Raw genomic sequence first — 24,425 nt, 5'->3', positions numbered from 1 at the left:
GGCTTGTTTGGGAGGGCCCAGTTTTCCCGGGCCCTCCCCTGAAGCCTCAGTCGGAGACGTTCGCGCAGACGACGTGCGCGCCGATCTCGATCATGCGGCGCTCGCTGCGCGCGTCCGCCACCCTGGCCATCAGGATCGGCGCCCCGGAAGCGGCGAACTGCGGCAGCCTGGCGCGCACCAGGCGGTGCAGGTCGCGCACCACGTCCTCGGCGGCCGACATGTGCACCTTGACGTGCAGCATGATGCCGGTCGCCCCGGACGCCGTGCCCGCCTCGGAGATCCACACGTGGTGCACAAGCGGGAAGTCCATGAGCAGGTACGCGATCGCCTGCCGCAGCGCGGGCAGTATCGGATGCGTGCACCGGCGGTAGCCCGGATCCACCTGCTGCATCGGCCCCGACAGGTGCGGCCGGGGCGCGGGCACCCACGGCAGCGACGGGGCGTGCGGGCTCGGCGGAGCCACCTGGGCCAGCGCGGCACCTCGCGACACGGTGGCCATCGCGCCCGTCGCGTAGGCGGCCGGAACGGCCCCCGACAGGACAGGCGTGGGCCCGTTGCGTGTCGTGGTCATGAAGTGCTGGAGATCGTCGATCGGCACGGCCGCGGCGGCTGGTCCGGCCGCGTCGATCACGATCTCGCGCACCCCGGTGACGCGCTGGATGTCCAGGATGGTGTCGGCGTCGCAGGCCGACAGGGCATGGCTGCCGCGGTGTCTGGCATAGGTCGCGGGGCTGGTGTACCCGAGCAGAACCCGGTCACCGGCCTGAGTCGTCCCCAGGACGACGGAACGATCTGGTCGCACTGCCACCAGGACTCCACCGTCGGCAAGAGCGCCCAGCAGGCGATGGGGGGTGCCATGCTGTGCGAGCACGTCGGCAAGCGCAGGATTCCCGATGCTCATATGACGAACCATAGGTAGTCGGCCACGGCTTATCAGGCTAATGGCGAATAAATCTCCCGATCAAGACAAAGATGGGCCCGGAGTGGATGAGTTTGCCGCGCGGCGGGTACGCCGGAACCCGTCTCACATGCTGGCCCCTCGTGAATACGTTCACAAGCTGCGGATACACTCTGTGGGACCGCCGGGGGGTTCCGTGGACGGTGACCCCCCTCCGCCGTGCCTTAAGGATGCACAGACGTGAACAAGCCCGTCGTTCTGGTCGCAGAGGAGCTGTCCGAGGCTGGCCTCGCCGTACTCGGTGCTGATTTCGAGGTCCGCCACACCGACGGCGCCGACCGTTCCCAGTTCCTGCCCGCTCTCGCCGACGTGGACGCGCTCATCGTGCGCTCCGCCACCCAGGTCGACGCCGAGGCCATCGCCGCGGCGCCCAAGCTGCGTGTGGTCGCCCGCGCCGGCGTCGGTCTCGACAACGTCGACGTCGAGGCGGCCACCAAGGCCGGTGTCATGGTCGTGAACGCCCCGACCTCCAACATCACCAGCGCCGCCGAGCAGACCGTCGCGCTCATCCTGGCCAGCGCCCGCAACACGGCCCAGGCCCACGCCGCGCTCAAGAACGGCGAGTGGAAGCGCTCGAAGTACACCGGTGTCGAGCTGGACGAGAAGGTCGTCGGCATCCTCGGTCTCGGCAAGATCGGGCAGCTCGTGGCCCAGCGCCTGGCGCCGTTCGGCGTCGAGCTGATCGCCTACGACCCCTACCTGCCGCCGGCCAGGGCCGCGCAGATGGGCGTCAAGCTGCTCAGCCTCGAAGAGGTGCTCAAGCAGGCCGACTTCATCACCGTGCACCTGCCCAAGTCCAAGGAGACGCTCGGGCTCATCGGTGACAAGGAGCTGCACCAGGTCAAGCCGAGCGTCCGCATCGTCAACGTGGCCCGCGGCGGCATCGTCGACGAGGCCGCGCTCTACTCGGCGATCAAGGAGGGCCGGGTCGCGGGAGCCGGCCTGGACGTCTTCTCCAAGGAGCCGTGCACCGACAGCCCGCTGTTCGAGCTGGACCAGGTCGTCGTCACGCCGCACCTGGGCGCCTCCACGCACGAGGCCCAGGAGAAGGCCGGCACCCAGGTCGCGCGGAGCGTGAAGCTGGCGCTGGCGGGCGAGTTCGTGCCGGACGCGGTCAACGTCCAGGGTGGCGCCGTCGCCGAGGACGTCAAGCCGGGCCTGCCGCTGGCCGAGAAGCTCGGCCGGGTCTTCACCGCGCTGGCCGGCGAGGTGGCCACCAAGCTCGACGTCGAGGTGCGCGGCGAGATCGCCGCCCAGGACGTGCGGGTGATCGAGCTGGCCGCGCTCAAGGGCGTCTTCGCCGACGTGGTCGAGGAGCAGGTCACCTACGTCAACGCGCCGCTGCTGGCCAAGGACCGCGGCATCACCGTCGAGCTGGTCACCAGCTCCGAGAGCCCCGACTGGCGCAACGTCGTGACCGTGCGCGGCGTGCTCGCCGACGGCCGCACCGTCTCGGTCTCCGGCACGCTGTCGGGCCCGCGCCAGATCACCAAGATCGTCGAGGTTAACGGCTACGAGATGGAGATCGAGCCGACGGCCCACCTGTGCTTCTACACCTACGCCGACCGCCCCGGCATCGTCGGCGTGGTGGGCAGGCTCCTCGGCGAGCACGGCATCAACATCGCCTCGATGCAGGTGGCCCGTGACGCCAAGGGCGGCAAGGCGCTCATCGCGCTGACCGTCGACTCGGCCATCCCCGCCGAGGTCGTCGAGCAGATCGGGGCCGAGATCGGCGCCGAGAGCGGCCGCTCGGTGGACCTGGAGGACTGACCCGAGGGACCTCTCGCAAGGGCCGTCACCCGTCCGGGTGGCGGCCCTTCTTGTCTCACCATGCAAGATAGTAGGACTTCCGAGCAGATCCTCGGGTAGTCTGGCTGCTGATGCGCCAGGTGTTCGTACTCATTGCCTGCCGCGGCGGGGCCTGTTAGGGCAGGTCGGCTACCCGTCGCGGAGAGCGGCGTTGTGTCGGCCAGTAAGTCCCATTCGTCCGGTCCGTAACCCGGACCCACGAGATCAGGCCCGGTCGGATTCGCGACCGGAGTCCGGCTTCCCCACTGGAACACGTCCGCGAAGTGAGCTGAGTGACATGTACGACATGTATGCCTGGAACCGCACGGAAGAGCAGCAGGACGAGGCCGCCGAGGCCCTGCAGACCGCGCTGGACCGCCGCGACAACGGCGGCGCCCCTCATCAGAACTCGAGCCGGTAGAACACGGCCGTCCGCTTCAGCGCGGGCACGACCTTGATGATCGCCATCACCGCCCGGTGCGTGGCCGACAGGCGCTCGACGCCCTTGAGGTCGAACGCGCTCACCGCCTCCACGCAGCGCAGCCCGGGGTGGATGGCCTGTAGCGCGCCGGGGCCGTCGATCGCCCAGTGCATCGTGGCCCCGGCCTTGCGCACCGGCCTGTTGAGCCGCTGGAGCCGCAGCCCGAGCGGGCTCAGGGCGTCGAAGACGAACCCGCCGCCAGGGAAGCGGTCCACGATCGCGCGCATCAGCGCGGCGCCGCCCGCCGGGTCGAGGTAGTAGAGCAGGCCCTCGGCGACGACCAGTGCGGGAGCGTCCGCCGGCACCTGCTCCAGCCAGGCCAGGTCGGTGACGGACGTGCCGATCTCCTCGTGGCCCGGCCGCTCGGGGAACAGCCGCCGGCGCAGCTCGACGACGTCCGGGTAGTCCACGTCGTACCAGCGCGAGGTCGGCGGCGGGTCCATCCGGTATACGCGGGTGTCGAGCCCGCAGCCCAGGTGCAGCACGGTCGCGTCCGGGTGCGCGGCGAGGAAGCCGGCCACCCATCCGTCGACGAAGCGCGCCCGCAGCGCCACGGCACTGGCCATCTTGGCGTCGAGCCCGGTCTCGCGGAAGTCGTGGTCGATCCGCTCGATCGCTTCGGCGGCCAGGTGGTCACCGAGTATCGGCTGCGCGGATCGCGCGTCGAGCGCCCTGCCGTACAGAGTGGCGAGGAGAGTGGCCTTCTCCTCGGTGAAACTCACCTTTTCCGGTGACATATCCCGACACGCTACGCCTGTGCCGGGGGTACGGACACCTGCCCTCATGGATACGAAGCGTATTGATATCGTCGCTCTGCGTATTCAATCCTTCAGGAGGTTCCCCCATGCGCGCTGCCCTGAGCCTGATCCGCCGTGCCGCGACCGCCGCCCTGCCCGCCGTGGCCGCCGCCGCGTTGATCGCCAACCCGGCCCACGCGCAGGAGTCCTACCTGCGCATCACCACCTACCACGGTGGCGACGTCGCGCAGTGGTATCTCACCTGCGGCCCGTCGGGCGGCATCCATCCCGACCCGGCCGCCGCCTGCGACAGGCTCGACGAGATCGGCGGCGACCTCGACCAGATCAGGTTCCGGCCGGACGCCGCGTGCCCGAGAATCTACGACCCGGTGCACGTCGAGATCTACGGCGACTACCGGGGCGAGCCGAAGGATTTCGCCGAGGACTACCCGAACCCCTGCTTCGCGCAGCGGCTCGCCGCACCCATCGTGCCCTGACCCTCGGCGTGAGTACGGGCGGCCCCGCGGGGGAAGGCGGGACCGCCCGGGTCTCTCAGAGGGTCGCGGTGAGCGAGGCGGGGACGGGCTCGCGGCGCTGTTCGAGCCGCTCGGCCCACTGGCGCACGCCCCTGGGGTCGGGCCGGACGGCGCCGACGAAGGCCTGCCTGCGCCAGCTCGACAGCTTCTCCTCCTTCACCACGTCGCCCGAGTGCGGCGCGTGCACCATGTAGCCGGGCTTGGAGATCATTCCGACGTGACCCAGGTTGCTGAAGAACACCAGGTCACCGGGTTCGAGATCCTTCCAGGAGATCTTCCTGGAGAACGCCCCGTACTGTTCGCGGGCGGTGCGGGGCAGGTCGATCCCCGCCCGCTCGTACGCCCGGAGCATCAGCCCCGAGCAGTCGTACCCCCGGTCGCTCGTGCCGCCCCACACGTAGGGGATGCCGCGCTTGTTCATGGCGAAGTCGAGTGCGACCTTCCAGGCGGGCTTGGGGGTCTGTGCCAGCCTGATGCGCTTGATCTCGGCGCCGGTGAGGGTGGTGGTGTCCTTGTCGGGGATTGCCTGCGCGGTGGAGGCCTGCGCGGTGGAGGCCTGCGCGGTGGAGGCCTGAGCTGTGGAGGCCTGTGCTGCCGTGGTGGCCAGGATGAGTCCGGCAGATGCCGCTGCCAGGACGATGGCGATGCGAGACAGAAGACTGTCCTTCCATACGGCCGACCGGGTTAGCTGACGGGCTCGGGCCTGGAAGACAGCCCTACGGCGATGACCGCCGATTCGCCCCTGGGGGGAAAGTGGGTCCCCGGCTCCACGCAGCGGCTGCGTGGATTAGGCCCGACGGACTCTAACGAAACGGTCAAAAGGTCGCAAACCCCTCAAAGCGGACGTCCGCGAAATGAGATGGTGTGTTCGTCAGGCGAGACGAGCCGGTATGGTTGCCGTCATGGAGTCGCGTAACATCCGCTTGGCCGTCATCCCCGGGGATGGCATCGGCACCGAGGTCGTCGCCGAAGGGCTCAAGGTCCTGGAGGCAGTGGGCACGAAGATCGAGCCCACCCACTACGACCTGGGGGCCGCTCGCTACAACCGTACCGGCGAGACGCTTCCCGACACGGTGCGCGAAGAGCTGCGCGGCTACGACGCGATCCTGCTCGGCGCCATCGGCGACCCGAGCGTGCCGCCCGGCATCCTTGAGCGCGACCTGCTCCTGCGGCTCCGGTTCGACTTCGACCACTACGTCAACCTGCGCCCGGTCAAGCTGTTCCCCGGCGTGACGACCCCGCTGGCCGACACGCCGACCGAGAACATCGACATGATCGTGGTCCGCGAGGGCACCGAGGGCCTCTACGCCGGCACCGGCGGCGTCATGCGGCGCGGCACCCCGCACGAGATCGCCACCCAGGAGTCGCTCAACACCGCCCACGGTGTCGAGCGCGTGGTGCGTTACGCGTTCGAGAAGGCCAAGGCCCGCCCGCGCAGGAAGCTGACGCTCGTCCACAAGACGAACGTGCTCACCTTCGCCGGCGACCTGTGGCAGCGCACGGTCAACCGCGTGGCCGAGGAGTACCCCGAGGTCACCACCGACTACTGCCACATCGACGCGGCCTCGATGTTCTTCGTGACCCAGCCCGAGCGCTTCGACGTGGTCGTCACCGACAACCTGTTCGGCGACATCATCACCGACCTCGGCGCGGCCATCGCCGGCGGCATCGGCCTGGCGGCCTCCGGCAACATCAACCCGGAGCGCTCGGCGCCCAGCATGTTCGAGCCGGTGCACGGCAGCGCCCCCGACATCGCCGGCCAGGGCAAGGCCGACCCCACCGCGACCATCCTGTCGGTCTCCATGCTCCTCGACCACCTCGGCCTGCACGACGAGGCGGCCAAGGTCGAGCAGGCGGTCGCCGCCGACATCGCCGAGGGCCGCACGGGTCGCGGCACCAGCGAGATCGGCGACGACATCACCGCGCGAGTATCCGGCTAGGGCCGCCTAGCACCGTACGCGCCTGGCGGTCCGAAGAGGACTGCCGGGCGCGTTTTCGTGTCCCCAGGTAGCGGCGGTATCGGGGCCAAGCACCCCATCAATCGCTTGCCATCCCATATAGCGAGACAATAGGAAGTACGGACCGCCCCGCGGGTGCACATCGTTCCCGGACGGGTGACCGGATTCCGGTAGATTTCGGTAGACCGTAGAGAGAAGGATCGCCGTCATGACCATCGCTCCGAAGCTCAGCTTCGACGTGCAGCTATCCGACCACGCTCGCACCGCGGCCGAGCGGGAGCAGGTACTGGCGAACCCGGGGTTCGGGCAGACGTTCACCGATCACATGATCTCGATCGACTACACCGAGGGCGAGGGCTGGCACGACGCCCGGCTCCTGCCGTACGGGCCGCTCTCGCTCGACCCCGCCACCTCGGTCTTCCACTACGCGCAGGAGCTGTTCGAGGGCCTCAAGGCCTACCGGCAGATCGGCGGCTCGATCGTCGCCTTCCGGCCGTACGCCAACGCCGGCCGCTTCAACCGCTCGGCCGCCCGCATGGCCATGCCCGAACTGCCCGAGGAGACGTTCGTCGAGTCGCTGGAGCTGCTCGTCCAGACCGACAAGGAGTGGGTGCCCACCACCGAGGGCCACAGCCTCTACCTGCGCCCCTTCATGATCGCCACCCAGGCGGGGCTCGGCGTGAACTACCCGTCCAGGACGTACAAGTACATGGTCATCGCCTCGCCGGCGGCCTCGTACTTCACCGGCGGCATCAAGCCCGTCTCCGTGTGGCTGTCCACCGAGTACACGCGGGCCGCCCCCGGCGGCACCGGCTTCGCCAAGTGCGGCGGCAACTACGCCGCGGCGTTCGTGGCGCAGCGCCAGGCGGTGGAGAACGGCTGCGACCAGGTGGTCTGGCTGGACGCCCAGGAGCACCGCTACGTCGAGGAGATGGGCGGGATGAACCTGTTCTTCGTCTTCGGCGACAAGCTCGTCACGCCCGCCCTCACCGGCACCCTGCTGCCCGGCATCACCCGCGAGTCGATCCTGGAGCTGGCCGGCGACCTGGGGCTGGAGACGGAGGAGCGGCTCATCACGGTGGACGAGTGGCAGGAGGCGAGCGCGTCCGGCGACCTCACCGAGGTGTTCGCGTGCGGCACCGCGGCCGTGGTGACGCCGGTCGGCACCGTCAAGGGCGCCGACCGCTCGTGGACCGTGGCAGACGGCACGCCAGGCCCGGTGACGATGCGGGTGCGCGAGGAGCTCGTCGGCATCCAGTACGGCGCCCGCCCCGACACCCACAACTGGGTGCACAAGATCGGCTGACCCCCTCCGGTGAGCCCTTCGCGCGAAGGGCTCACCAGAATGCGGCCCTTCGCGCGAAGGGCTCACCAGAATGCGGCGATATTCAGCGGCAATTCCCACGGGGCCGGCAGGAACAGCGGCTCGGCGACGCTCGCGATCGTTTCCCGGCCGTATGCGAGGCCGCCCGGCTCGCTGTGCAGCCGCACCGTCCGTTGCGCCGGATCGACCACCAGATAAAGCGGCACCCCGGCCGGTGAGTAACCGCGCGGTTTGACGTAGTAATCGTCGTAGGAACTGCCCGAGGAAACGACGTCCACGATGAGCAGCGTCGAATCCCCGTGCACCGCGTACTCCTTGTGCAACCGCGGCGACCGCGGCACCACCGTCAGGTCCGGCACGTACCGGTCGGACTGAAGGCCCAGGTGGATGGTGATGTTCGGCCAGATCTGCCAGCCGCGCTCGACGGCCGGGGCGAACAGCGCGCGCATGACCCGGAAAAGCGAGGTGTTGTGCTGCCAGGTGCCCGCCTCGTTGACCACGATCCGGCCCTGCACCGTTTCCACCCGATATTCGGGATGCAATTCACGGACGGTTCGGAATCGCTCTTCGAGGGGAGCGGCCATGGCTCCGCCTCCTTTCTTCCGGCGGAGTGACCGAGCGTATGCCGGGCCGGGGGTGTGAATACAGGGCGTGCGGCCGCGATTTACCGGTCGATCCTGCTCAGGTAACCCTCGTCCCCCTGCTCGCCCGCCACCGCCTCCGGCGGCACCAGTGCCTCCAGCCGCCGCAGGGTCGCCTCGTCCAGCTCCACCTCGGCGGCTGCCGCGTTGGCGCGCACGTTCGCCGCCCTGCGAGTGCCGGGGATCGGCACCGTGCCCCGGTGCACGAGCCAGGCCAGCGCGAGCTGGGCCACTGACAGCCCGTTCTCGGCCGCCAGGGCGGCCACCGCGTCCGTCAGGGCCAGGTTGCGCTCGATGTTGCCCTCCTGGAAGCGCGGGTTGCCCCGCCGCCAGTCGCCGGCCCGCAGGTCGGAGCGGTCGCGCAGCGCGCCGCCGAGCAGGCCGCGGCCGAGCGGGCTGTAGGCGACGAAGCCGACGCCCAGTTCCTCGCAGGCCGGCAGCACCTCCTTCTCCGGCGCCCGGTTGAACAGGGAGTACTCGGTCTGCAGGGCGGCCACCGGGTGCACGGCGCAGGCCCGCCTGAGGGTGGCGGGGGAGACCTCCGACAGCCCGACGTGGCGCACCTTGCCCTCCTGGACCAGCTCGGCCAGGGCGCCGATGGTCTCCTCGATCGGCGTCGTCGGGTCGAGGCGGTGCAGGTAGTACAGGTCCACGTGGTCGCGCTGGAGGCGGCCGAGGCTGGCCTCCAGTGCCGTGCGCACGTATGCGGGCCGGCCGAGACCGGGCCGCAGCCGGCCCCGCTCGTCCGCGTTGCCGCCGAACTTGGTGGCCAGCACCACCTCCTCCCGGCGACCGCGCAGCACCCGCCCGATCAGGGACTCGCTGTACCCGGCGCCGTAGATGTCGGCGGTGTCGATCAGCGTGACGCCCGCCTCCACCGCGGCCAGCAGGGCCTCGGTGGCCTCCTGCTCGCTGACGTCGGCGTAGACCCGGGGCGCCAGCGTCATCGCGCCGAAGCCCAGCGCCGAGACCGCCGGGCCGTGCCGTCCGAGGGTGTGGGATCTCATGGCTCTCCTAACTCTTCCTGATCATCGTCATCCCGTCGGCGACGGGCAGGGTCAGGACCGTCACCCGCGGGTCCTCCATCACCAGGTCGTTGAACTGCCGCATCTGCACGGTCGTGGGCTCGTCGTGCGCGGGATCGGCCACCCAGCCCCTGCGCAGCGTGTTGTCCGCCAGGATCAGCCCGCCGGGCCGCAGCCGGTCCATCAGCAGCTCGTAGTAGACCGGGTAGTTGTGCTTGTCGGCGTCCAGGAAGGCCAGGTCGATCGGCTGGTCGAAGGCGGCGAGCGTGTCGGCGGCCGGCCCGATCGTGAGCGTCACCCGGTCGGCCACCCCAGCCTCCTGCCAGTAGCGGCGGGCCACGGACGTCCACTTCTCGCTCACGTCGAAGCAGTGCAACGTGCCGCCGGACAGCCCGCGCGCGATGCAGACGGACGAATATCCGGTGAACGTTCCCACCTCCACGGCCACCTGGGGCGCCATGAGCTGGGTGATCATCGTCAGGAACCGGCCCTGGTCGAAGGAGATCTGCATGGCCGCGTCGTCGCCCGCGACCTCGGTCGTCTCCCTCTCCAGCGCGTCCAGCAGGGCGTCGGGCGCGGTGGTGTGCTCGGACACATAACGCGCTACGGCAGAGTCGAGGAGGTATGCCTTCATGCGGCCATTGTTTCCGTTTCAGGTAGGGTCTGCGCGATCAATGAGGTGAGAGTGGGCTGATGAAGAAGCGGTTGATGGCGGTCGCGCTGGCGTGCGCGGCGATCGTCGTACTCGGGGTGCTGGCGTTCTCCCAGCCGGGCGTGTCGTCGTCCGGCGAGGTGACTCTGACCCGGCAGGCTGACGGCTCGATGGTCCTGGCCGACCTGGGGAGCGACGCCCCCGTGCTCGACGTGTACGAGGACTTCGACTGCCCCGTCTGCAAGGACATGCACACCAAGGTAGACGCGACGATCAGGAAGCTCGCGCAGGCAGGCAAGGTCAAGGTCGTCTTCCACACCGTGACGATCTTCCGGGACGAGCCCTCGCGCTCCAACTCCATCCGCGCCGCCGCGGCCGCGCGCTGCGTCCCCGCGGAGAACTGGCTGGCCTTCAGGGACGAGGTGTACGCCATGCAGCCCGCGCCGCACGGCGTGGCGTCCGGGTACAGCGTCGAGGAGCTGATCGGGGCGGCGCGCAAGGCGGGCGCGGCGGTGGACTCGTGCGTCACGTCGCAGACGTACGCGCAGGCGCACCTGGCGCAGACGGCCAAGATCCCGCTGGAGGGCACGCCCACCGTGGTCCTCGACGGGCAGTTGCTGGGCAACGAGGCGTTCGACCCGGCGGCGCTGGAGCGCCTCATCACCGGAGGCGTCGGCGTGCAGGTCTGAGCCGCGGTGTCCCAAGTGGCGAGACCGGTGTGCCAAATGGTGAATGCGTATGGCAGACTGGGCGGCACCATGTTCTACGGTCTGCTCATTATCGGCAGGCGCGCTGGCTAACGCAGGGACACCGCCAGCGCGCAGACCTCTCACGTCCGTGAGGGGTCTTTTTGTTTTCCCGAACCGCACGGACCTCAGACTCCCGCTTCCGCAGAGAAGAGAAACTCATGGCCGACGACCGCTTCCACGTATACGACACGACGCTACGAGACGGCGCACAGCAGGAGGGGCTCAACCTCACCGTCGCCGACAAGCTCGCCGTCGCGCGGCACCTGGACGGCCTGGGCGTCGGCTTCATCGAGGGGGGCTGGCCGGGCGCCAACCCCAAGGACACGGAATTCTTCAGGCGCGCCCGAACAGAGCTCGACCTGAAGCACGCGCAACTGGCCGCGTTCGGCGCGACCCGCCGGGCCGGTGTGAAGGCCGCCGACGACCCACTGGTGGCCGCCTTGCGCGAATCCGGCGCGCCGGTCGTGACCCTTGTCGCCAAGAGTCACGACCGGCACGTGGAGCTGGCCCTCCGCACGACTCTCCAGGAGAACCTCGCGATGATCCGCGACACGGTCTCTCACCTTCGTGCGGAGGGACAGCGAGTCTTCCTCGACGCCGAGCACTTCTTCGACGGCTACAAGTCCAACCCAGCCTACGCGCTGGAGGTCCTCAGGACCGCCGCGGAAGCCGGCGCCGACGTCATCGCCCTGTGCGACACCAACGGCGGCATGCTCCCCGACGAGCTCGCCGAGATCGTCCAGGACGCCGTACGCACCAGCGCCCGCGTCGGCATCCACTGCCACGACGACACCGGCTGCGCCGTCGCCAACACCCTGGCGGCCGTCAAGGCGGGCGCCACGCACGTCCAGGGCTGCGCCAACGGCTACGGCGAGCGCTCCGGCAACGCCAACCTCTTCACGGTCGTCGCCAACCTCCAGCTCAAGCGCGGCTTCGACCTCGTCCCGCAGGAGTCGCTGGCCGAGATGACCCGCATCGCCCACGCGATCACCGAGGTCACCAACGTCACCCCCAACTCCCACGCTCCCTACGTCGGCACCTCCGCCTTCGCCCACAAGGCCGGCCTGCACGCCAGCGCCATCAAGGTGGACCCCAACCTCTACCAGCACATCGACCCCGCCCAGGTCGGCAACGACATGCGCATGCTCGTCTCCGACATGGCGGGCCGCGCGTCGGTCGAGCTCAAGGGCCGCGAGCTGGGCTACGAGCTGACCCCCGAGCACACCAAGACCCTGGTCGACCGGGTCAAGGACCTGGAGTCCAGAGGCTTCACCTTCGAGGCCGCCGACGCCTCCTTCGAGCTGCTGCTGCGCGACACCGTCCACGGCGAGCGCAGGCGCCACTTCGAGGTCGAGTCCTGGCGCGTCATCGTCGAGCGCACCAAGGGCGGCGAACTGGTCAGCGAGGCCACCGTCAAGCTGCACGCCAAGGGCGAGCGCATCGTGGCCACCGGCGAGGGCAACGGCCCCGTCAACGCCCTCGACAAGGCCGTCCGGCTGGCGCTGGAGAAGCTCTACCCCGAGCTGGCCAAGCTGGAGCTGGTCGACTACAAGGTGCGCATACTCGAAGGCACCCACGGCACCGACGCCATCACCCGCGTCCTGATCACCTCCAGCGACGACACGGCCGAGTGGGCCACTGTGGGCGTCGCGGAGAACATCATCGACGCGTCGTGGCAGGCGCTGGAGCAGGCGGTCACGTACGGGCTGCTGCGCGCGGGCCGCGACTGCGGATAGGGCGGTCAGCCCTGCGGCCTGGGCATGTTGAACGGATCGATGCTCGGATACTGCGGCTCGCCGCCCTGCCCTCTGAAGAACTGAATGATCGCCAGGACGGCGGCGAGCTGCGCGAGCAGGAACGTCGCCTGCGCGGGGATGCTCTCCAGCCGGTAGACCTCCAGCAGGTGGCGGCCGACCCGGCTCCACGGCGGGATGACGTCGCGGATCGTCCGGACGTCGACGATCAGGCCCGCCATGGTGAGCACCGCGAACAGCAGCAGGGCGCGCAGCGTCGTCTCGGCGGCCCCGCCGAGGTCCAGGAGCGCCGCCATGGCCAGGTGGGCGCCCGCGCCCAGGGCGTACGCACCGCTGATGGGCAGTGACTTGACCGGCCCCGTGCGGCCGGGCAGCTCCCGCCAGAGCAGGCCGAGCAGGTAGCCGGGGACGAACCAGAACAGCAGGTCCCAGATCAGGTACGAGGGATAGAGCAGGCCCGCCTCCCAGGACAGGTTCGCCGGGCCGCCTGCGATCAGGAGGTCCCGCCACCACAGGTAGACCATCGGGATCACGCCGAGGAACGTGGTCATGAGTCCGAGCCGCAGCGCCAGGGCGGAGGGAGAGCCGCCGGTCTTCGGGCCGGTGAGCAGGGCCAGGTGGATCGGGCTGACGTCGCGGGGGAGCCGGGTCGCGCTCCCCGGCGGCCAGCGCACCGCCTTGCCGAAGTCCTTCTCCAGACCGTCCGGAGCGGACTGCGACTGGCTGTCAGAGGTACGGCCCCGCCTTCTCAGGTCCAGGAAGCGGCGGGCGAGGTCATGGGCGGGCCCGGTGCGGTCCGGGCCGAGAGTCGCGAGGAGGCTGGGACCGCCCGGCCGTTCGAGCGGCCACAGTGAGATGACCCTGGGGCGGCTCAAGCGCAGGAGCCACCAGAACGCCAGCGCCCCGACAGTCACCTTGACGGGGAGCCACAGCCCGGCGTACGACTCGCTCCAGCTGAAGAGCGGCACGGCGAACACCCACACGATGACCTGCCGCCGGTGCCTGGACAGCCGGGCCCGCTCGCGGGACGCGCCCGGGGCCGGATGCCACAGCGGGTCACCCCTGTCGGGACGGGCGACGGCCTGCCCGCGCAGCCATCCGGCCAGAGCCGCCAGCGGCCAGATCCACAACAGGCCGCCGCACAGCCATTTCGCCACCTGCCGCGGCAGCCAGAGCAGATCCCACGTCACCCCCTTCGAGCAGGGAGAGATCGGCGACCAGCCATCCCGCCCACACCCGGTCGCGGGCCAGCGCGTAACAGGCGTAGCCCACGACCAGCGCCGCCATCGCGGTCGCGGCACGCCAGACCCAGGGCGGAGCGGCAGCCCAGGCGGCGTCGTCCGGCGGGTGAGCGGGCTCGTTCCAGGCGAGCCGGGCGCCGTTGAGCACGGCGCTCATGAGCAGGACGAGCAGCAGCAGGGCCGCGGCGATCGACACGGCGGGCGTCCAGCCGCTGGACGGGAGCCTGTCGGGGAAGGCCGGCTCGCTCAGGCCGATGCCGGCGTAGGCGGCCGCCACCGCCGCCATGGCCACCGCCGTGGACGGTCGGAGCACGTGACCCGCCCACAGCACGAGCACCGACACCACGAGCACCACCGCCGAGCCCCACCAGTAGGAGGACGCCGACTCGTCGATGAGCTCCTCGACCAGAGTGCCGCCGCCCGCCAGGGCGACGAACAGGCACGGCACGGCGAAGACGCGTAACCGCGAGCGCGCCCGCCACCGCCTTCTCCGGCGCGCCCTGACGGCACTCGCCTGGCGCACCCGCATCGCGCGGGCGTCGTGCGCAGGGTCGGGCTGGCCTGCGGGCTCCGGCCAGCGAGATCGGCGCAGCTCCACCGTGCGGGTGCAGGCCAAGGCCAGCAGCAGGATCACCAGATCCCAGAAGTGGACCATCACCGCGCGGATCGGGTGCTGGTTCACCGCCGCCGCGATCCGCGTCTCGGGATCCGGCAGCAGCGTGAACGAGACCAGCGCCGGGGGATGCCACCACACCGTGCGCCGGGAGTCGGTGGAGTGGGGGAGCGGGCGGGCGTTGAGCAGCCATCGCGACGGGGCCTCCACCGTGACGTCGTACCAGGGCATGAGGCCGGAGGCGGGCAGATCGAAGGACCAGTGCTCGTTGCTCGCCTCCCGGTAGAACGTCCAGGGGCCGAACTGCTTGTAGTCGGCGGCGGTGAGGTCGTCGCTGTCGATCCGCACCGTGTCGGTGACCACGACGGCGTCGTTCTCGACCGTCACGAGCGGCATGGACGCCCGCCTCTCCTCCCACTGCCACCCGGAAGGGCTCGCCCCCAGGAGGCAGCCCACCAGTTCCTGGTAGCGCCGCTCCCGAGGGCCGGTGAGCAGCGGCTGCGCCAGCGTCGAGTGGCGCGCCACCGTCGCCACCGTGGTCGAGATCAGCAGGGGGACGTTCACGTCGGAGTCATGGATCTTCAGGCGCGTGGTGCGGTGCACCTCCCCGTAGGGCAGGGGCGGGCAGCCGGGCGTCAGGTTCTCCTCGACCCGTCTGACCGCGTCGACCCGGGCATCGGCCAGGCCGAGCAGAGCCACCGAAATCCCGGTCATTCCCGTAAGCGCCAGGGCCATCAGGAGAACGCGCCGCATACCCGGATGATCGGACCAGCACCGCCTGCGGTTACCTCTTAGATCAGCCGAGACGAGAACGACACGCCGTCCACGGTGACCTTCCCACCGGAGCACGACACCTTGGGCGAGTCCGTCCCCGGCACGATCACCGTCAGCAGCGACTTCGCCGCCGGCGACACCACCACGTTCGTGGCCTGCTTCGACAGGTACGTGGGCGAGACCCAGCCCAGCTTCCCGCCCCGCTCCACCCGCTGCCCGCCGACCTTGTCGCACGAGGAGAACTGCAGCAGGGTGACCTTGAACTTGCCGTCGCCCAGCACCACCTTGCCGCCGCCGCTGGAGACGACCCTGAGCGACGGGGCGAAGCGCCAGATGTTCTTCACCTTCTTGCCGCCTGACGCGGTGTCCAGCACCGCCATCACGTCCTGGCCGTGGTTGACCAGCACCGACCGGGTACGGCTGACCCCGTACGCCTTGTCGGTCACCTTGAACGCCTGCCGGTCCTTGCCGTACGAGCTGTCCACGAGCTTGCTGGCCGTCCGGGGCCGGAACTTCGCGCCCACCACGGTCGGCACGTTGTGCGCCTCGGGCGAGAGCGTCCAGTAGCGGTAGGAGCTCTTCTCATAGGAGTGGAACCCACCGTCCATCAGGATGTCGCGGCCCTGCGCGTAGTAGGTGACGCCCAGGTGGTCCTCGTGGCCGTGGAACTTCATGCCGGGCCCGTACCTGATCGAGTAGTACGCCGACTCCGGCTTGCCCCAGGCGGTGCGGCCGAAGACGTAGCCCGCCCGGTAGGCCTTGACCTCCTGCTTCGGTGTGCCCGTCTCCATCTTGGGCTCGGTCTCGGCGCTGCCGTCGCCGATGGGCACCATGTAGCCGTTGGGCATGGTGGAGTGGGCGATGAAGTCCTTCATGGCCTCGGCGCGCCTGGCGATCTCACCGGGCACCTTGCGGCCGCACGCCTTCATGTTGGTCATGGCGACCTGGAGGCGGCCGTACACGTAGACGGCGTACCTGGGCGCCTGCTCCATGAGCGCGCCCTGCGAGTCGACGTCCAGCTTCACCGTGCCCGTCAGGCGGCTGGAGGCCAGGTTCGCCCAGTCCTTGCGGCCGTATCTGCAGCCGATGCCCATGAGGGCGATGTCCTGGTCGATGCCGTGGTTGTGGCCCTTCTTGTACAGGCTCGCGTTCGACAGCAGCTTGGCGTGCGCGGCCAGGCTGTCCTTCAGCCAGCTCGCGCTGACGTGCCTGCTGAGGCAGAGCAGCGGCTGGGTGCGCAGCGAGACCGGGTGGTCCTTCCAGGCGTAGGAGGGGGTGCCCCTGGCGCCGTACTTGTTGTCGGCCACCCAGTCCTGGGCGATCTCGGTGGCGCGGTCCAGGTAGCGGCGCTCGCCGGTGTTCTCGTACTCGACGACGAGGGTGCCCATCCAGCGCAGCGACTGGAAGACGAACTCCCACGACCGGTTCCTGTACGGGCTGGCGCCCCAGTTCACGTTCTTGCCCAGCTTGTACGCGGGCAGCCCCACCAGCGAGATCTCGCCCTGCATGACGTCCTCGGCCGTCGGCGTGCCGGGCAGCCAGTCGCCCTGGCACTCGGCGGTGCGCGTCACCTTGTCGGCCGCCAGCGCCGGCACCGCGACGGAACCGGTTGCGAGCATGAGGGCAAGAGGGATCGCGAGGCGGCGCACGCCGGGGTTCCTTTCGGGACAAAAAGGTGAAGGCGCGACATGCTTTCGGAATCTCGATCAACTGGTCAAGTCGCGTGCCCGATTCGTTAGCCGCCCGATGAGATGCTGGTGTGCGTGAGATACGACGACCTGGTGATCCCCGACACGCCCGCCGCCCGCGGCGCGCTCGAGGTGGCGGCCCGGTACCACACGCCTTCGCTGCTCAACCACTCGATCCGCGCCTACCTGTGGGCCGCCGCCCACGCGCGCGGCAACGGCATCGCCTTCGACGCGGAGCTGCTCTACGTGTCGGCCATGCTGCACGACATCGGGCTGGCCGCCGAGTTCGACAGCCACACCGTGCCGTACGAGGAGGCCGGCGGGCACGTGGCCTGGGCCTTCTGCGCCGGGGCCGGCTGGTCGCCCGAGCGGCGCGAACGCGCGTGCGAGGTCATCATCCGGCACATGTGGCAGGAGGTGCCCCTGGAGGAGGACCCCGAGGGGCACCTGCTGGAGCTCTCGACCGGCATGGACATCTCGGGCCGCCGCACCGACGAGATCCCCGCCGAGGTACGGCGGGAGGTGCTGGAGCGGCACCCGCGGCTGGAGATCGCCAAGGAGTTCAGCGTCTGCGTCGCCGATCAGGGCGCGCGCAAGCCGTCGAGCTTCGCGGCGCGGTTCGTGCGCGACGGCATCGTCGACCGCATCATCCGCAACCCGCTCGACGGCTGAGCCGGGCTCAGCCCTTGGGGCCGGTGCTCTCGGCGACCTCGAACGTCCACACCTCGGACCCCGTCGCCGCGGGCCCCTGGCCGTGACCATGCCCGTGCCCGTGCCCGCTCTGCGCCGCCGCCTGAGCCGCCTGCGCGTGGCCGCGCTGGAACGCCTCGCCCTGCTGCCACTTCTGGAAGTCCTCCTCGGAGCGCCAGCGCGTGTAGACGAGGTACCGCTCCGTGCCCTCCACCGGCCGCAGCAACTCGAACCACTCGAACCCGTCGGCCGACTCCACCATCCCGGCACGGTTGGAGAAGCGCTTCTCGAGCTCTTCCCGCATCTCGGCGGGCACGGTAAGCACGTTGATCTTCACGACGGACACCGGAGGAACCCCTCTCGTCAGCGCACCACGCGGTGCGGCGAAGGTGAGGGCTCCAGGCTAACGCGAGCCACCGCCGGCACCCGATCCCGGTCCAGCGCGTCCCGCACGTGCGGCAACGCCACCGTCGCCAGGTGACGGCTCAGCTCCTCCATGGGGGCCGACTCGTCGGCGACCACCCGCAGCCGCACCTCCGGACTCGGCCCCACCAGGTGCGCGGCGGCGTGGAACACCGCGGGGCTCGACTCCACGTCGGCCGCCACCGCCTGCGCCATGCCCGACTCCGACACCTCCGTGACGCCCGTCGGGCCGTCCTCGATGCGCAGCACGCGCCGCGCCTGCCTGCGTCCCTGCACGAGCAGCCAGCGCACCGCCAGCACCGCCACGACCAGCGCGGCCAGCGCCAGCAGCCACCAGATCCACGGGCTGTTGCGGGCGAAGAAGGAGACCACGTTGGCGTCCACGACCGTCGTGCGCGCGGCGGCCCAGTTCTGCGGGAACGCGCCCAGCCCGCGGGCCAGCGCCGACCCGCCGAGGATCAACAGCGCCAGCCCCACCAGCGCCAGCCCCCAGCGGTTGCCCCGCCCGGTCTTCCTGCTCACCGCCGCCACCTCCGTCCGTCCCTCCGGCTGCTCACCGCTGCTCCTTGATGTTCACCGACACTCGGTACGGCTCCACCAGGTCGAGCGCCGCCAGCCGGGACAGCACGGCGCCCCGCACGTCCTGGCCGAACCCGTCCACGCCCCGCCCGCACGTCGTCGGCGTGACCGCGATCGTGCGTCCGCGCAGGGTGGCGCGGGCCGAGCGCACGCCCGGCACCTGCTCGGCCGCGTGCGCCAGCGCCCTGGTGACGCTCCTGGGCCGCAGGCCGATGATCAGATCGGGGTCACCGCTGCGCACGGGCACCATCCGCGGCCGTCCCGGCACCAGCGCGATGGCCAGCAACACCAGCCCGAGCAGCGCCGCGACCGCCGCGCCGAGCAGCACCCGCGGGTCCGACCACAGCGTGGTGGTCGCCCAGGCCAGCATGCGGTCGTACGGGATCCAGCGCAGCGGACGCCCGGCCAGCGCCGAGATCGTCTCGGCGAGCACGAGCAGGCTCAGCAGGGCGAGCAGGGCGGCCACGATCACGGCCGGGATTCGCCGGTACGGACGAAAAGCCCGCACCGCGGCCCTGTCGGCGGTCCTGTCGCGCGGCGGCGGAACCGGTGCCCGGTGGGCGCCCGTCTGCTCCTCCGCGGTGGCCGCGTGCCGCGTCCCGTGTGTCGTCCCGTGTGTCGTCCCGTGTGTCGTCACGGCAGGTCACCGCCCACGTCCGTCATCGTGATGTCCAGGCGCGTGACGTGCAGGCCCGTCTGGGCGGCGACGCGGGCGATCACGTGCTCCCTGAGCCGCGCCGCCACGGCGTGCAGCGGCGCCGGGTAGGCCACGCTCACGTTCAGCCGCACCACGGCCTGGTCGCCGTGCACCTCGCTCGCCGACGGCGTCCACGGCAGGCCGCGCGGCTGCACGTCGCGCACCTCGGGCACCTCCGCTGCGGCCACGCAGGCGATCTTGCTGACCACCCGGTCCGCGATCTCCGTGCGCCCGCGCCGCTCGGGCGCGGGCAGGGGAGCGGGCCGCTGGGCGGGCACCGTCATGGTCATTTACGCCTCGCGGACAGCCCGGACAGGTTGATCTCACCTGTCTCGGCGATCCGCCCGACCAGGAAGCCGACCGCGCCCAGGACCAGCACGAGCAGGAACGCGCCCAGCCCGCCGAACGCCCCGGCCAGGCCGAGCACGATGCCGACGGCCATGCCGACGAGCGGCATCCATTGGATGTTGTTCATGATCCCTCCACGATGATGTCGTCGATGCGGACGTGCACCGGGCGGTCCCCGGCCAGGTCCGCCACGGCCCCGCGCACCTCGTCGGCCGTCTGCGGCAGCGGGCGGTGCAGGGTGGCGACGATGGCGATCTCCACCGCGCGGTCGTCCGCGTGCACGCCGGTGAGGCGCTCGCCGGGCAGGTACGTGGCCACGGTGCCGAACGGCCCGCCGGACAGCCGCACCACACCGTCACAGGCCAGCGCCCGATCGGCGATCAACCGCGTCTCGGTGCCGGCGCCGGAATCAGCGCTTGCCGGGCCGGTCGGTGCGGCGGCCGTCATTGGACCCGGGGCTCCTGCTCTCCGTCCCCCCTCTGGCCGTCCTGCCCCCGGTCGCGGTCGCGGTCCTGATCGGGCAGGTGAACGTCGTCCACCCGGATGTTGACCTCGGTCACCTCCAGGCCGCACATCCGCTCCACCGCGCCGATCACGTTCTTCCTGACGGCGGCGGCCAGGTCGGGGATGGCGGTGCCGTACTCGGCCACCAGGTCGAGATCCACGGCCGCCTGCCGCTCACCCACCTCGACCGACACGCCCTGGGAGACGTTCCTGTCCCCGCCGACGATGCCGCGCATGCTCCCGAGTGCCCGTGCCGCGCCTCCGCCCATGGCGTGCACTCCGGACACCTCCCGGGCCGCCAGCCCGGCGATCTTGGCGACGACCCCGTCGTCGATGCTCGTGGTGCCCTTCTCCGTGACCAGCGAGGTCGTGCTCTCCTGGGTCCTGGCCCGTGGCACGGTCCCCGTCGCGCCGGCCCCACCGGGCCGATTGGACATCGTGTCCGACACGATCCGTCACCTCCCTAAGTGTCTTCTCCATGGGCAGAGATAACCGCTGCAACACCCGCGAAGCCCCCCAAAACGGACTTGGGGCCTAAAAATGGACAGCTCCTGACCTGTGCGGGGTGGCGCGCGAAAAAGGTGACGGACCCCTCCGGCGGCGGCGATAGCCTTGTCAGGTGCGTATAGCGAGGTTCTCCACAGGCGAAGGCGTCTCGTTCGGCGTGGTCGAGGGCGGCCCCGGCGAGGAGTTCATCTCCGCGATCTCCGGCCACCCCTTCGGCCAGGTGCAGTTCACCGGCGAGCGCCTCCCGCTGTCCCAGGTGAAGCTGCTGGCCCCGATGCTGCCCAGCAAGGTGGTCGCCATCGGCAGGAACTACGCGGAGCACGCCGCCGAGATGGGCAACGAGGTGCCGGAAGAGCCCCTCATCTTCATGAAGCCGTCCACCACCGTGATCGGCCACGGCGAGAACATCGCCTACCCCACGTCGCTGTCCGACCGCGTCGACTACGAGGGCGAGCTGGCCGTGGTGATCGGCAGGCTCTGCCGTGAGGTGCCGGTCGAGCGGGTCAAGGACGTCATCTTCGGCTACACCTGCGCCAACGACGTGACCGCACGCGATCTGCAGAAGAAGGACGTGCAGTTCACGCGGGCCAAGGGCTTCGACACGTTCTGCCCGCTCGGCCCGTGGATCCAGACCGATCTCGACGCGAGCGACCTGGCGCTGACGACCACGGTCAACGGCGAGATCCGGCAGAGCGGGCGCACCAGCCAGCTCATCAACGACATCCCCGCGCTGGTGGCCTACGTCAGCGCGGTCATGACGCTGATCCCCGGCGACGTCATCCTGACCGGCACGCCGGCGGGCGTCGGCCCGCTCGACATCGGTGACGAGGTCAGCGTCGGCATCGAAGGCATCGGCACACTCACGAACAAGGTGGTCTCCCGTGACTGACGTACGGGTGCGGTTCGCACCGTCCCCAACCGGCATGTTCCACGTCGGCGGCGCTCGCACGGCGCTGTTCAACTGGGCGCTGGCCGAGCAGTCGGGCGGCCGCTTCGTGCTGCGCATCGAGGACACCGACGCCTCCAGGAACCGGCCGGAGTGGACCGAGGGCATCATCTCCGCCCTCGACTGGATCGGCATCAACGGCACCAACCCGGTCTTCGAAGGCCCCTACTTCCAGTCGGCCTACGAGCCGCAGCACCGCGAGGCCGTGGCCAAGCTGCTGGCCGACGGCCGGGCGTACTACTGCGACTGCACCCGCGAGGTTCTCGTCGCCCGCACCGGCTCCGAGCACAAGGGCTACGACGGCCACTGCCGCGACCGCGGCCTGACCGAGGGCGCCGTCCGCTTCCGCACGCCCGACGAGGGCGTCACCGTCGTCAACGACCTGGTGCGCGGCAGCGTCGAGTTCCCCAACGCGGCGCAGGAGGACTTCGTCATCGCCCGCACCGACGGCTCGCCGCTGTACGTGCTGGCCAACGCGGTCGACGACATCACCCAGAACATCACCCACGTCGTACGCGGCGAGGAGCACCTGGGCAACGCCGCCAAGCAGATGCTGCTCTGGCCCGCCCTGGGCGCGAACCCGCCGGTGTGGGCGCACCTGCCGGTGATCGTCAACGAGCAGCGCAAGAAGCTGTCCAAGCGCCGCGACAAGGTGGCGCTGGAGGACTACCGCGCCGAGGGTTACCTGGCCGAGGCCATGGTCAACTACCTCATGCTGCTCGGCTGGGGCCCTGGCGACGACCGCGAGATCATGCCGTGGTCGGAGATGGCGCCGCTGTTCAAGCTGGAGGACGTCAACTCCGCCGGCGCGTTCTTCGACGAGAAGAAGCTGCGGGCCTTCAACGGCGAGTACATCAGGGCGCTGCCGCTGGAGACGTTCGAGGAGCGCTGCGCGCCCTACCTCGACGCGTCCTGGGACCGCGAGCTGTTCAGCAAGGTCGCGGCGCTGGCGCAGACGCGCATCGCGGTGCTGTCGGAGATCCGGCAGAACGTCGACTTCCTCTTCCTGGAGGAGCCGGTCTTCGACCAGGTGTCGTGGGACAAGGCGATGAAGAACGCGCCCGAGGAGATCCTCGGCGGCTACCTCGACCGGCTGGAGACCGTGAGCTGGGATCCCGAGTCGCTCAAGGAGGCGCTGGAGGAGGTCGGCACCGCCCACGGGCTCAAGCTCGGCAAGGCCCAGGCGCCGGTGCGGGTGGCGGTCACCGGGCGGACCGTGGGGCTGCCGCTGTTCGAGTCGATCGAGGTGCTGGGGCGGGAGCGCGCCCAGGAGCGGCTGCGGGCGGCTCTGGCGCGGCTGAAGGGCTGACCTGACGCGTCCGCGGGCTTGGCGGCTCGCGGACGCGTCCCGTCTTACTCGGCTGTGCTTTTCGGAAGCGCGAGCATTCCGAGCGCCGTGATCAGGTAGAGCACCGCGGAGACCACCAGCACGATGCCGAGCGCGTGACCATAGTCCGGTTTCGCGGTGATGGCGTCGAAGAAGACCGTGCCGAGCACGGCGATGCCGACGGCGCCCCCGATCTGGTTGACGGTCGAGAGCACCCCGCCCGCGGCGCCCGCGTTGCGTCCTGGCACGCCTGCCAGGACGACGCTGACCAGAATGGGCGCCGCGAGGCCGAGCCCGAGGCCACCGAGGAAGAGGGCGAGGGCGAGCGGCCAGTATCCGGGATCGCCGCCGCCCCTGACGACGAACCACAGCACGAGCTGGGACACCGCGATGGTGAGCGAGCCGGTGACCAGGAGCGTCCTGCCCGCTCTGGCGGCGAGGGCGACTCCGAGGCCCGAGGTGATGATCGAGCCGGCCGCGTACGGCAGGATTACCAGGCCGGTCTCCCACGCGGTCCGGCCGGTGCCGTTCTGGAGGTAGAGCGAGAGGGTGAGGAAGTACGGCCCGATGCCGCCGAAGAAGAGCACTGAGGCGCTCAGGCCGACGGTGAAGGCGCGGATTCTCAGCAGGGCCGGGTCGAAGACGGGTTCGCCCCCGCGTCCGGTGAGGCGGCGCTCGTGGCCGAGGAAGATCCCGAGCACGATGATTCCCGCTGCTAGGAGGGCGTAGCCGGCCCAGGTCCATCCCGAGGTCATCGGCAGCAGGAGGAGAAGGACGCCCGTGGCGGCGAGGAGCGCGCCGGGGAGGTCCAGCCGGGCGGTCGAGGCGGAACGGGACTCCGGCAGGACCTTCGCGCCGATGACGAGCGCCAGGATCGAGACCGGCACGTTGATCCAGAAGATCGTCCGCCAGCCCAGGCCGAACAGGTCGAGGTCGACGAGCAGCCCGCCCAGCAGCGGCCCGGCGACCGAGGCGAGGCCCTGGACCGCTCCGTAGGCGCCGAACGCCTTGGCGCGCTCGCCGGGAGCGAAGGACGACCGGATGATCCCGAACACCTGCGGGACCATGATCCCGGCGGTCAGCCCTTGCCCGGCCCGCATGCCGATGAGCGTCCCCGGATCGGCGGCCAGCGCGCACAGCGCCGAGGTGAGCATGAACCCGGCCATCCCGATCAGGAACAGTCGTTTGCGGCCGTACTGATCACCGAGCCGTCCGCCGGTGATCAGGCCTGCGCCCAGGGCGAGGGTGTAGGCGGCGATCGTCCACTGGATCTGAGCGTCGGAGGCGCCCAGATCCTGCGCGATCGCCGGGGCCGCGACGGTGACGATCGTCGCGTCGAGAAGGTCCATGAAGGAGCCGAAGAGCACCACCAGCAGCGCCATCGTCGCGCCGGTGCCCTCCCGGAGGCTCGGTGAGTCGGTCATGGCGGTCACCATCGCGGGCATGGTTGCCACCGAGTGACCGCTTCCGGTGAGAACATCGGGG

At 70.3% G+C, this 24,425-nt stretch carries 27 protein-coding genes and 1 riboswitch; of the genes, 10 read left to right on the top strand and 17 right to left on the bottom strand.

The window, feature by feature from the left end:
* Positions 1-46 precede the first annotated feature (46 nt).
* Entirely contained in the window at positions 47-808 is a 762-nt protein-coding gene (locus FXF51_RS23915) for a hypothetical protein (protein WP_262379794.1), read from the bottom strand.
* Between the two features lie 330 nt (positions 809-1,138).
* Between FXF51_RS23915 and serA the strand changes: the two genes are divergently transcribed.
* Positions 1,139-2,728 carry a phosphoglycerate dehydrogenase gene (gene serA / locus FXF51_RS23910; protein ID WP_148436877.1) on the top strand — a complete coding sequence of 530 codons (1,590 nt, stop codon included), beginning with the start codon at positions 1,139-1,141 and terminating at the stop codon, positions 2,726-2,728.
* Between the two features lie 316 nt (positions 2,729-3,044).
* Positions 3,045-3,167, top strand: a complete 123-nt coding sequence (locus FXF51_RS62740; protein ID WP_262379793.1) for a hypothetical protein — start codon at positions 3,045-3,047, stop codon at positions 3,165-3,167.
* Here FXF51_RS62740 and FXF51_RS23905 read toward each other — a convergent pair.
* Positions 3,149-3,964, bottom strand: coding sequence for a class I SAM-dependent methyltransferase (locus FXF51_RS23905; protein WP_148436876.1), 816 nt, complete (start codon positions 3,962-3,964; stop codon positions 3,149-3,151). The genes FXF51_RS62740 and FXF51_RS23905 overlap by 19 nt on opposite strands.
* A 107-nt stretch (positions 3,965-4,071) precedes the next feature.
* Between FXF51_RS23905 and FXF51_RS23900 the strand changes: the two genes are divergently transcribed.
* A complete protein-coding gene (locus tag FXF51_RS23900) occupies positions 4,072-4,461 on the top strand; it encodes an SSI family serine proteinase inhibitor (protein ID WP_148436875.1) in 390 nt (129 codons plus the stop codon).
* 55 nt (positions 4,462-4,516) lie between these two features.
* Here the strand turns inward: FXF51_RS23900 and FXF51_RS23895 are convergent, their stop codons facing one another.
* Positions 4,517-4,921 (bottom strand): C40 family peptidase, encoded by a 405-nt coding sequence (locus FXF51_RS23895; protein ID WP_148436874.1) that lies wholly within the window; start codon positions 4,919-4,921, stop codon positions 4,517-4,519.
* 237 nt (positions 4,922-5,158) lie between these two features.
* Positions 5,159-5,304: riboswitch (cyclic di-AMP (ydaO/yuaA leader) on the bottom strand.
* A 98-nt stretch (positions 5,305-5,402) separates the two neighbouring features.
* Here FXF51_RS23895 and FXF51_RS23890 point away from each other — a divergent pair.
* Positions 5,403-6,440, top strand: a complete 1,038-nt coding sequence (locus tag FXF51_RS23890; RefSeq protein WP_148436873.1) for a 3-isopropylmalate dehydrogenase — start codon at positions 5,403-5,405, stop codon at positions 6,438-6,440.
* A gap of 226 nt (positions 6,441-6,666) precedes the next feature.
* Entirely contained in the window at positions 6,667-7,764 is a 1,098-nt protein-coding gene (locus tag FXF51_RS23885; protein ID WP_148436872.1) for a branched-chain amino acid aminotransferase, read from the top strand.
* 62 nt (positions 7,765-7,826) lie between these two features.
* On the opposite strand, the gene FXF51_RS23880 is transcribed toward FXF51_RS23885, so the two are convergent.
* The 3 genes from FXF51_RS23880 to FXF51_RS23870 form a co-directional block, all read right to left on the bottom strand.
* Positions 7,827-8,366 carry a Uma2 family endonuclease gene (locus FXF51_RS23880; protein WP_148436871.1) on the bottom strand — a complete coding sequence of 180 codons (540 nt, stop codon included), beginning with the start codon at positions 8,364-8,366 and terminating at the stop codon, positions 7,827-7,829.
* Positions 8,367-8,446: 80 nt separating this feature from the next.
* Positions 8,447-9,430 (bottom strand): aldo/keto reductase, encoded by a 984-nt coding sequence (locus tag FXF51_RS23875; RefSeq protein ID WP_148436870.1) that lies wholly within the window; start codon positions 9,428-9,430, stop codon positions 8,447-8,449.
* A gap of 7 nt (positions 9,431-9,437) precedes the next feature.
* Complete coding sequence (locus FXF51_RS23870) at positions 9,438-10,082, bottom strand: O-methyltransferase (protein ID WP_148436869.1); 645 nt, start codon at positions 10,080-10,082, stop codon at positions 9,438-9,440.
* Positions 10,083-10,141: 59 nt separating this feature from the next.
* Between FXF51_RS23870 and FXF51_RS23865 the strand changes: the two genes are divergently transcribed.
* Positions 10,142-10,789 (top strand): DsbA family protein, encoded by a 648-nt coding sequence (locus FXF51_RS23865; RefSeq protein ID WP_148436868.1) that lies wholly within the window; start codon positions 10,142-10,144, stop codon positions 10,787-10,789.
* Between the two features lie 218 nt (positions 10,790-11,007).
* Positions 11,008-12,585: a citramalate synthase gene (gene cimA, locus FXF51_RS23860; protein ID WP_148436867.1), complete on the top strand. Its 1,578-nt coding sequence runs from the start codon at positions 11,008-11,010 to the stop codon at positions 12,583-12,585.
* Positions 12,586-12,590: 5 nt separating this feature from the next.
* Here the strand turns inward: cimA and FXF51_RS23855 are convergent, their stop codons facing one another.
* Genes FXF51_RS23855 through FXF51_RS23845 form a run of 3 tightly spaced genes read right to left on the bottom strand, consistent with a single transcriptional unit; the run spans position 12,591 to position 16,850 of the window.
* Complete coding sequence (locus FXF51_RS23855) at positions 12,591-13,760, bottom strand: DUF6185 family protein (protein ID WP_148436866.1); 1,170 nt, start codon at positions 13,758-13,760, stop codon at positions 12,591-12,593.
* Entirely contained in the window at positions 13,660-15,210 is a 1,551-nt protein-coding gene (locus FXF51_RS23850; RefSeq protein ID WP_148436865.1) for a hypothetical protein, read from the bottom strand. Before FXF51_RS23850 ends, FXF51_RS23855 begins: the two co-directional genes overlap by 101 nt.
* A 38-nt stretch (positions 15,211-15,248) precedes the next feature.
* Positions 15,249-16,850, bottom strand: a complete 1,602-nt coding sequence (locus tag FXF51_RS23845; RefSeq protein WP_148436864.1) for a heparinase II/III family protein — start codon at positions 16,848-16,850, stop codon at positions 15,249-15,251.
* A 144-nt stretch (positions 16,851-16,994) separates the two neighbouring features.
* Between FXF51_RS23845 and FXF51_RS23840 the strand changes: the two genes are divergently transcribed.
* Complete coding sequence (locus tag FXF51_RS23840) at positions 16,995-17,591, top strand: HD domain-containing protein (RefSeq protein WP_148436863.1); 597 nt, start codon at positions 16,995-16,997, stop codon at positions 17,589-17,591.
* A gap of 7 nt (positions 17,592-17,598) precedes the next feature.
* Here the strand turns inward: FXF51_RS23840 and FXF51_RS23835 are convergent, their stop codons facing one another.
* Genes FXF51_RS23835 through FXF51_RS23805 form a run of 7 tightly spaced genes read right to left on the bottom strand, consistent with a single transcriptional unit; the run spans position 17,599 to position 20,597 of the window.
* Positions 17,599-17,955 carry an antibiotic biosynthesis monooxygenase family protein gene (locus tag FXF51_RS23835; protein ID WP_148436862.1) on the bottom strand — a complete coding sequence of 119 codons (357 nt, stop codon included), beginning with the start codon at positions 17,953-17,955 and terminating at the stop codon, positions 17,599-17,601.
* Positions 17,956-17,972: 17 nt separating this feature from the next.
* A complete protein-coding gene (locus tag FXF51_RS23830; protein WP_148436861.1) occupies positions 17,973-18,554 on the bottom strand; it encodes a hypothetical protein in 582 nt (193 codons plus the stop codon).
* Positions 18,555-18,585: 31 nt separating this feature from the next.
* On the bottom strand, positions 18,586-19,248 hold the full coding sequence (locus FXF51_RS23825; protein ID WP_148436860.1) for a DUF6286 domain-containing protein: 663 nt from the start codon (positions 19,246-19,248) through the stop codon (positions 18,586-18,588).
* Positions 19,245-19,598, bottom strand: coding sequence for an Asp23/Gls24 family envelope stress response protein (locus FXF51_RS23820; protein ID WP_148436859.1), 354 nt, complete (start codon positions 19,596-19,598; stop codon positions 19,245-19,247). Before FXF51_RS23820 ends, FXF51_RS23825 begins: the two co-directional genes overlap by 4 nt.
* Positions 19,595-19,783, bottom strand: a complete 189-nt coding sequence (locus FXF51_RS23815) for a hypothetical protein (RefSeq protein WP_148436858.1) — start codon at positions 19,781-19,783, stop codon at positions 19,595-19,597. The genes FXF51_RS23820 and FXF51_RS23815 overlap by 4 nt, the downstream gene beginning before the upstream one ends.
* Positions 19,780-20,103, bottom strand: a complete 324-nt coding sequence (locus FXF51_RS23810; protein WP_262379791.1) for a hypothetical protein — start codon at positions 20,101-20,103, stop codon at positions 19,780-19,782. Before FXF51_RS23810 ends, FXF51_RS23815 begins: the two co-directional genes overlap by 4 nt.
* The gene (locus tag FXF51_RS23805; protein WP_148437022.1) at positions 20,100-20,597 is read right to left on the bottom strand and encodes an Asp23/Gls24 family envelope stress response protein; all 498 of its coding nucleotides are present in this window, start codon (positions 20,595-20,597) and stop codon (positions 20,100-20,102) included. Before FXF51_RS23805 ends, FXF51_RS23810 begins: the two co-directional genes overlap by 4 nt.
* A 182-nt stretch (positions 20,598-20,779) precedes the next feature.
* Between FXF51_RS23805 and FXF51_RS23800 the strand changes: the two genes are divergently transcribed.
* Both FXF51_RS23800 and gltX read left to right on the top strand, forming a co-directional pair.
* The gene (locus FXF51_RS23800) at positions 20,780-21,556 is read left to right on the top strand and encodes a fumarylacetoacetate hydrolase family protein (RefSeq protein ID WP_148436857.1); all 777 of its coding nucleotides are present in this window, start codon (positions 20,780-20,782) and stop codon (positions 21,554-21,556) included.
* A gap of 34 nt (positions 21,557-21,590) precedes the next feature.
* Positions 21,591-22,922 carry a glutamate--tRNA ligase gene (gltX, locus tag FXF51_RS23795; protein WP_411268374.1) on the top strand — a complete coding sequence of 444 codons (1,332 nt, stop codon included), beginning with the start codon at positions 21,591-21,593 and terminating at the stop codon, positions 22,920-22,922.
* Positions 22,923-22,966: 44 nt separating this feature from the next.
* On the opposite strand, the gene FXF51_RS23790 is transcribed toward gltX, so the two are convergent.
* Positions 22,967-24,364 (bottom strand): MFS transporter, encoded by a 1,398-nt coding sequence (locus FXF51_RS23790; RefSeq protein WP_262379789.1) that lies wholly within the window; start codon positions 24,362-24,364, stop codon positions 22,967-22,969.
* Positions 24,365-24,425 lie beyond the last annotated feature (61 nt).

The sequence above is a fragment of the Nonomuraea sp. PA05 genome (assembly GCF_008086045.1).
GTDB lineage: Bacteria > Actinomycetota > Actinomycetes > Streptosporangiales > Streptosporangiaceae > Nonomuraea > Nonomuraea monospora.
Note: the sequence above shows the minus strand (reverse complement) of the source record. Positions and strands in the feature narration are given on the sequence as shown.

Bases quoted from the DNA above. Each gene is read 5' to 3' on its own strand.
- FXF51_RS62740 (WP_262379793.1), top strand. From the start codon at position 3,045: ATGTACGACATGTATGCCTGGAACCGCACGGAAGAGCAGCAGGACGAG.
- FXF51_RS23905 (WP_148436876.1), bottom strand. From the start codon at position 3,964: ATGTCACCGGAAAAGGTGAGTTTCACCGAGGAGAAGGCCACTCTCCTC.
- FXF51_RS23900 (WP_148436875.1), top strand. From the start codon at position 4,072: ATGCGCGCTGCCCTGAGCCTGATCCGCCGTGCCGCGACCGCCGCCCTG.
- FXF51_RS23895 (WP_148436874.1), bottom strand. From the start codon at position 4,921: ATGAACAAGCGCGGCATCCCCTACGTGTGGGGCGGCACGAGCGACCGG.
- FXF51_RS23890 (WP_148436873.1), top strand. From the start codon at position 5,403: ATGGAGTCGCGTAACATCCGCTTGGCCGTCATCCCCGGGGATGGCATC.
- FXF51_RS23885 (WP_148436872.1), top strand. From the start codon at position 6,667: ATGACCATCGCTCCGAAGCTCAGCTTCGACGTGCAGCTATCCGACCAC.
- FXF51_RS23880 (WP_148436871.1), bottom strand. From the start codon at position 8,366: ATGGCCGCTCCCCTCGAAGAGCGATTCCGAACCGTCCGTGAATTGCAT.
- FXF51_RS23875 (WP_148436870.1), bottom strand. From the start codon at position 9,430: ATGAGATCCCACACCCTCGGACGGCACGGCCCGGCGGTCTCGGCGCTG.
- FXF51_RS23870 (WP_148436869.1), bottom strand. From the start codon at position 10,082: ATGAAGGCATACCTCCTCGACTCTGCCGTAGCGCGTTATGTGTCCGAG.
- FXF51_RS23865 (WP_148436868.1), top strand. From the start codon at position 10,142: ATGAAGAAGCGGTTGATGGCGGTCGCGCTGGCGTGCGCGGCGATCGTC.
- cimA (WP_148436867.1), top strand. From the start codon at position 11,008: ATGGCCGACGACCGCTTCCACGTATACGACACGACGCTACGAGACGGC.
- FXF51_RS23850 (WP_148436865.1), bottom strand. From the start codon at position 15,210: ATGCGGCGCGTTCTCCTGATGGCCCTGGCGCTTACGGGAATGACCGGG.
- FXF51_RS23845 (WP_148436864.1), bottom strand. From the start codon at position 16,850: ATGCTCGCAACCGGTTCCGTCGCGGTGCCGGCGCTGGCGGCCGACAAG.
- FXF51_RS23820 (WP_148436859.1), bottom strand. From the start codon at position 19,598: ATGACCATGACGGTGCCCGCCCAGCGGCCCGCTCCCCTGCCCGCGCCC.
- FXF51_RS23815 (WP_148436858.1), bottom strand. From the start codon at position 19,783: ATGAACAACATCCAATGGATGCCGCTCGTCGGCATGGCCGTCGGCATC.
- FXF51_RS23810 (WP_262379791.1), bottom strand. From the start codon at position 20,103: ATGACGGCCGCCGCACCGACCGGCCCGGCAAGCGCTGATTCCGGCGCC.
- FXF51_RS23805 (WP_148437022.1), bottom strand. From the start codon at position 20,597: ATGTCCAATCGGCCCGGTGGGGCCGGCGCGACGGGGACCGTGCCACGG.
- gltX (WP_411268374.1), top strand. From the start codon at position 21,591: ATGTTCCACGTCGGCGGCGCTCGCACGGCGCTGTTCAACTGGGCGCTG.
- FXF51_RS23790 (WP_262379789.1), bottom strand. From the start codon at position 24,364: ATGACCGACTCACCGAGCCTCCGGGAGGGCACCGGCGCGACGATGGCG.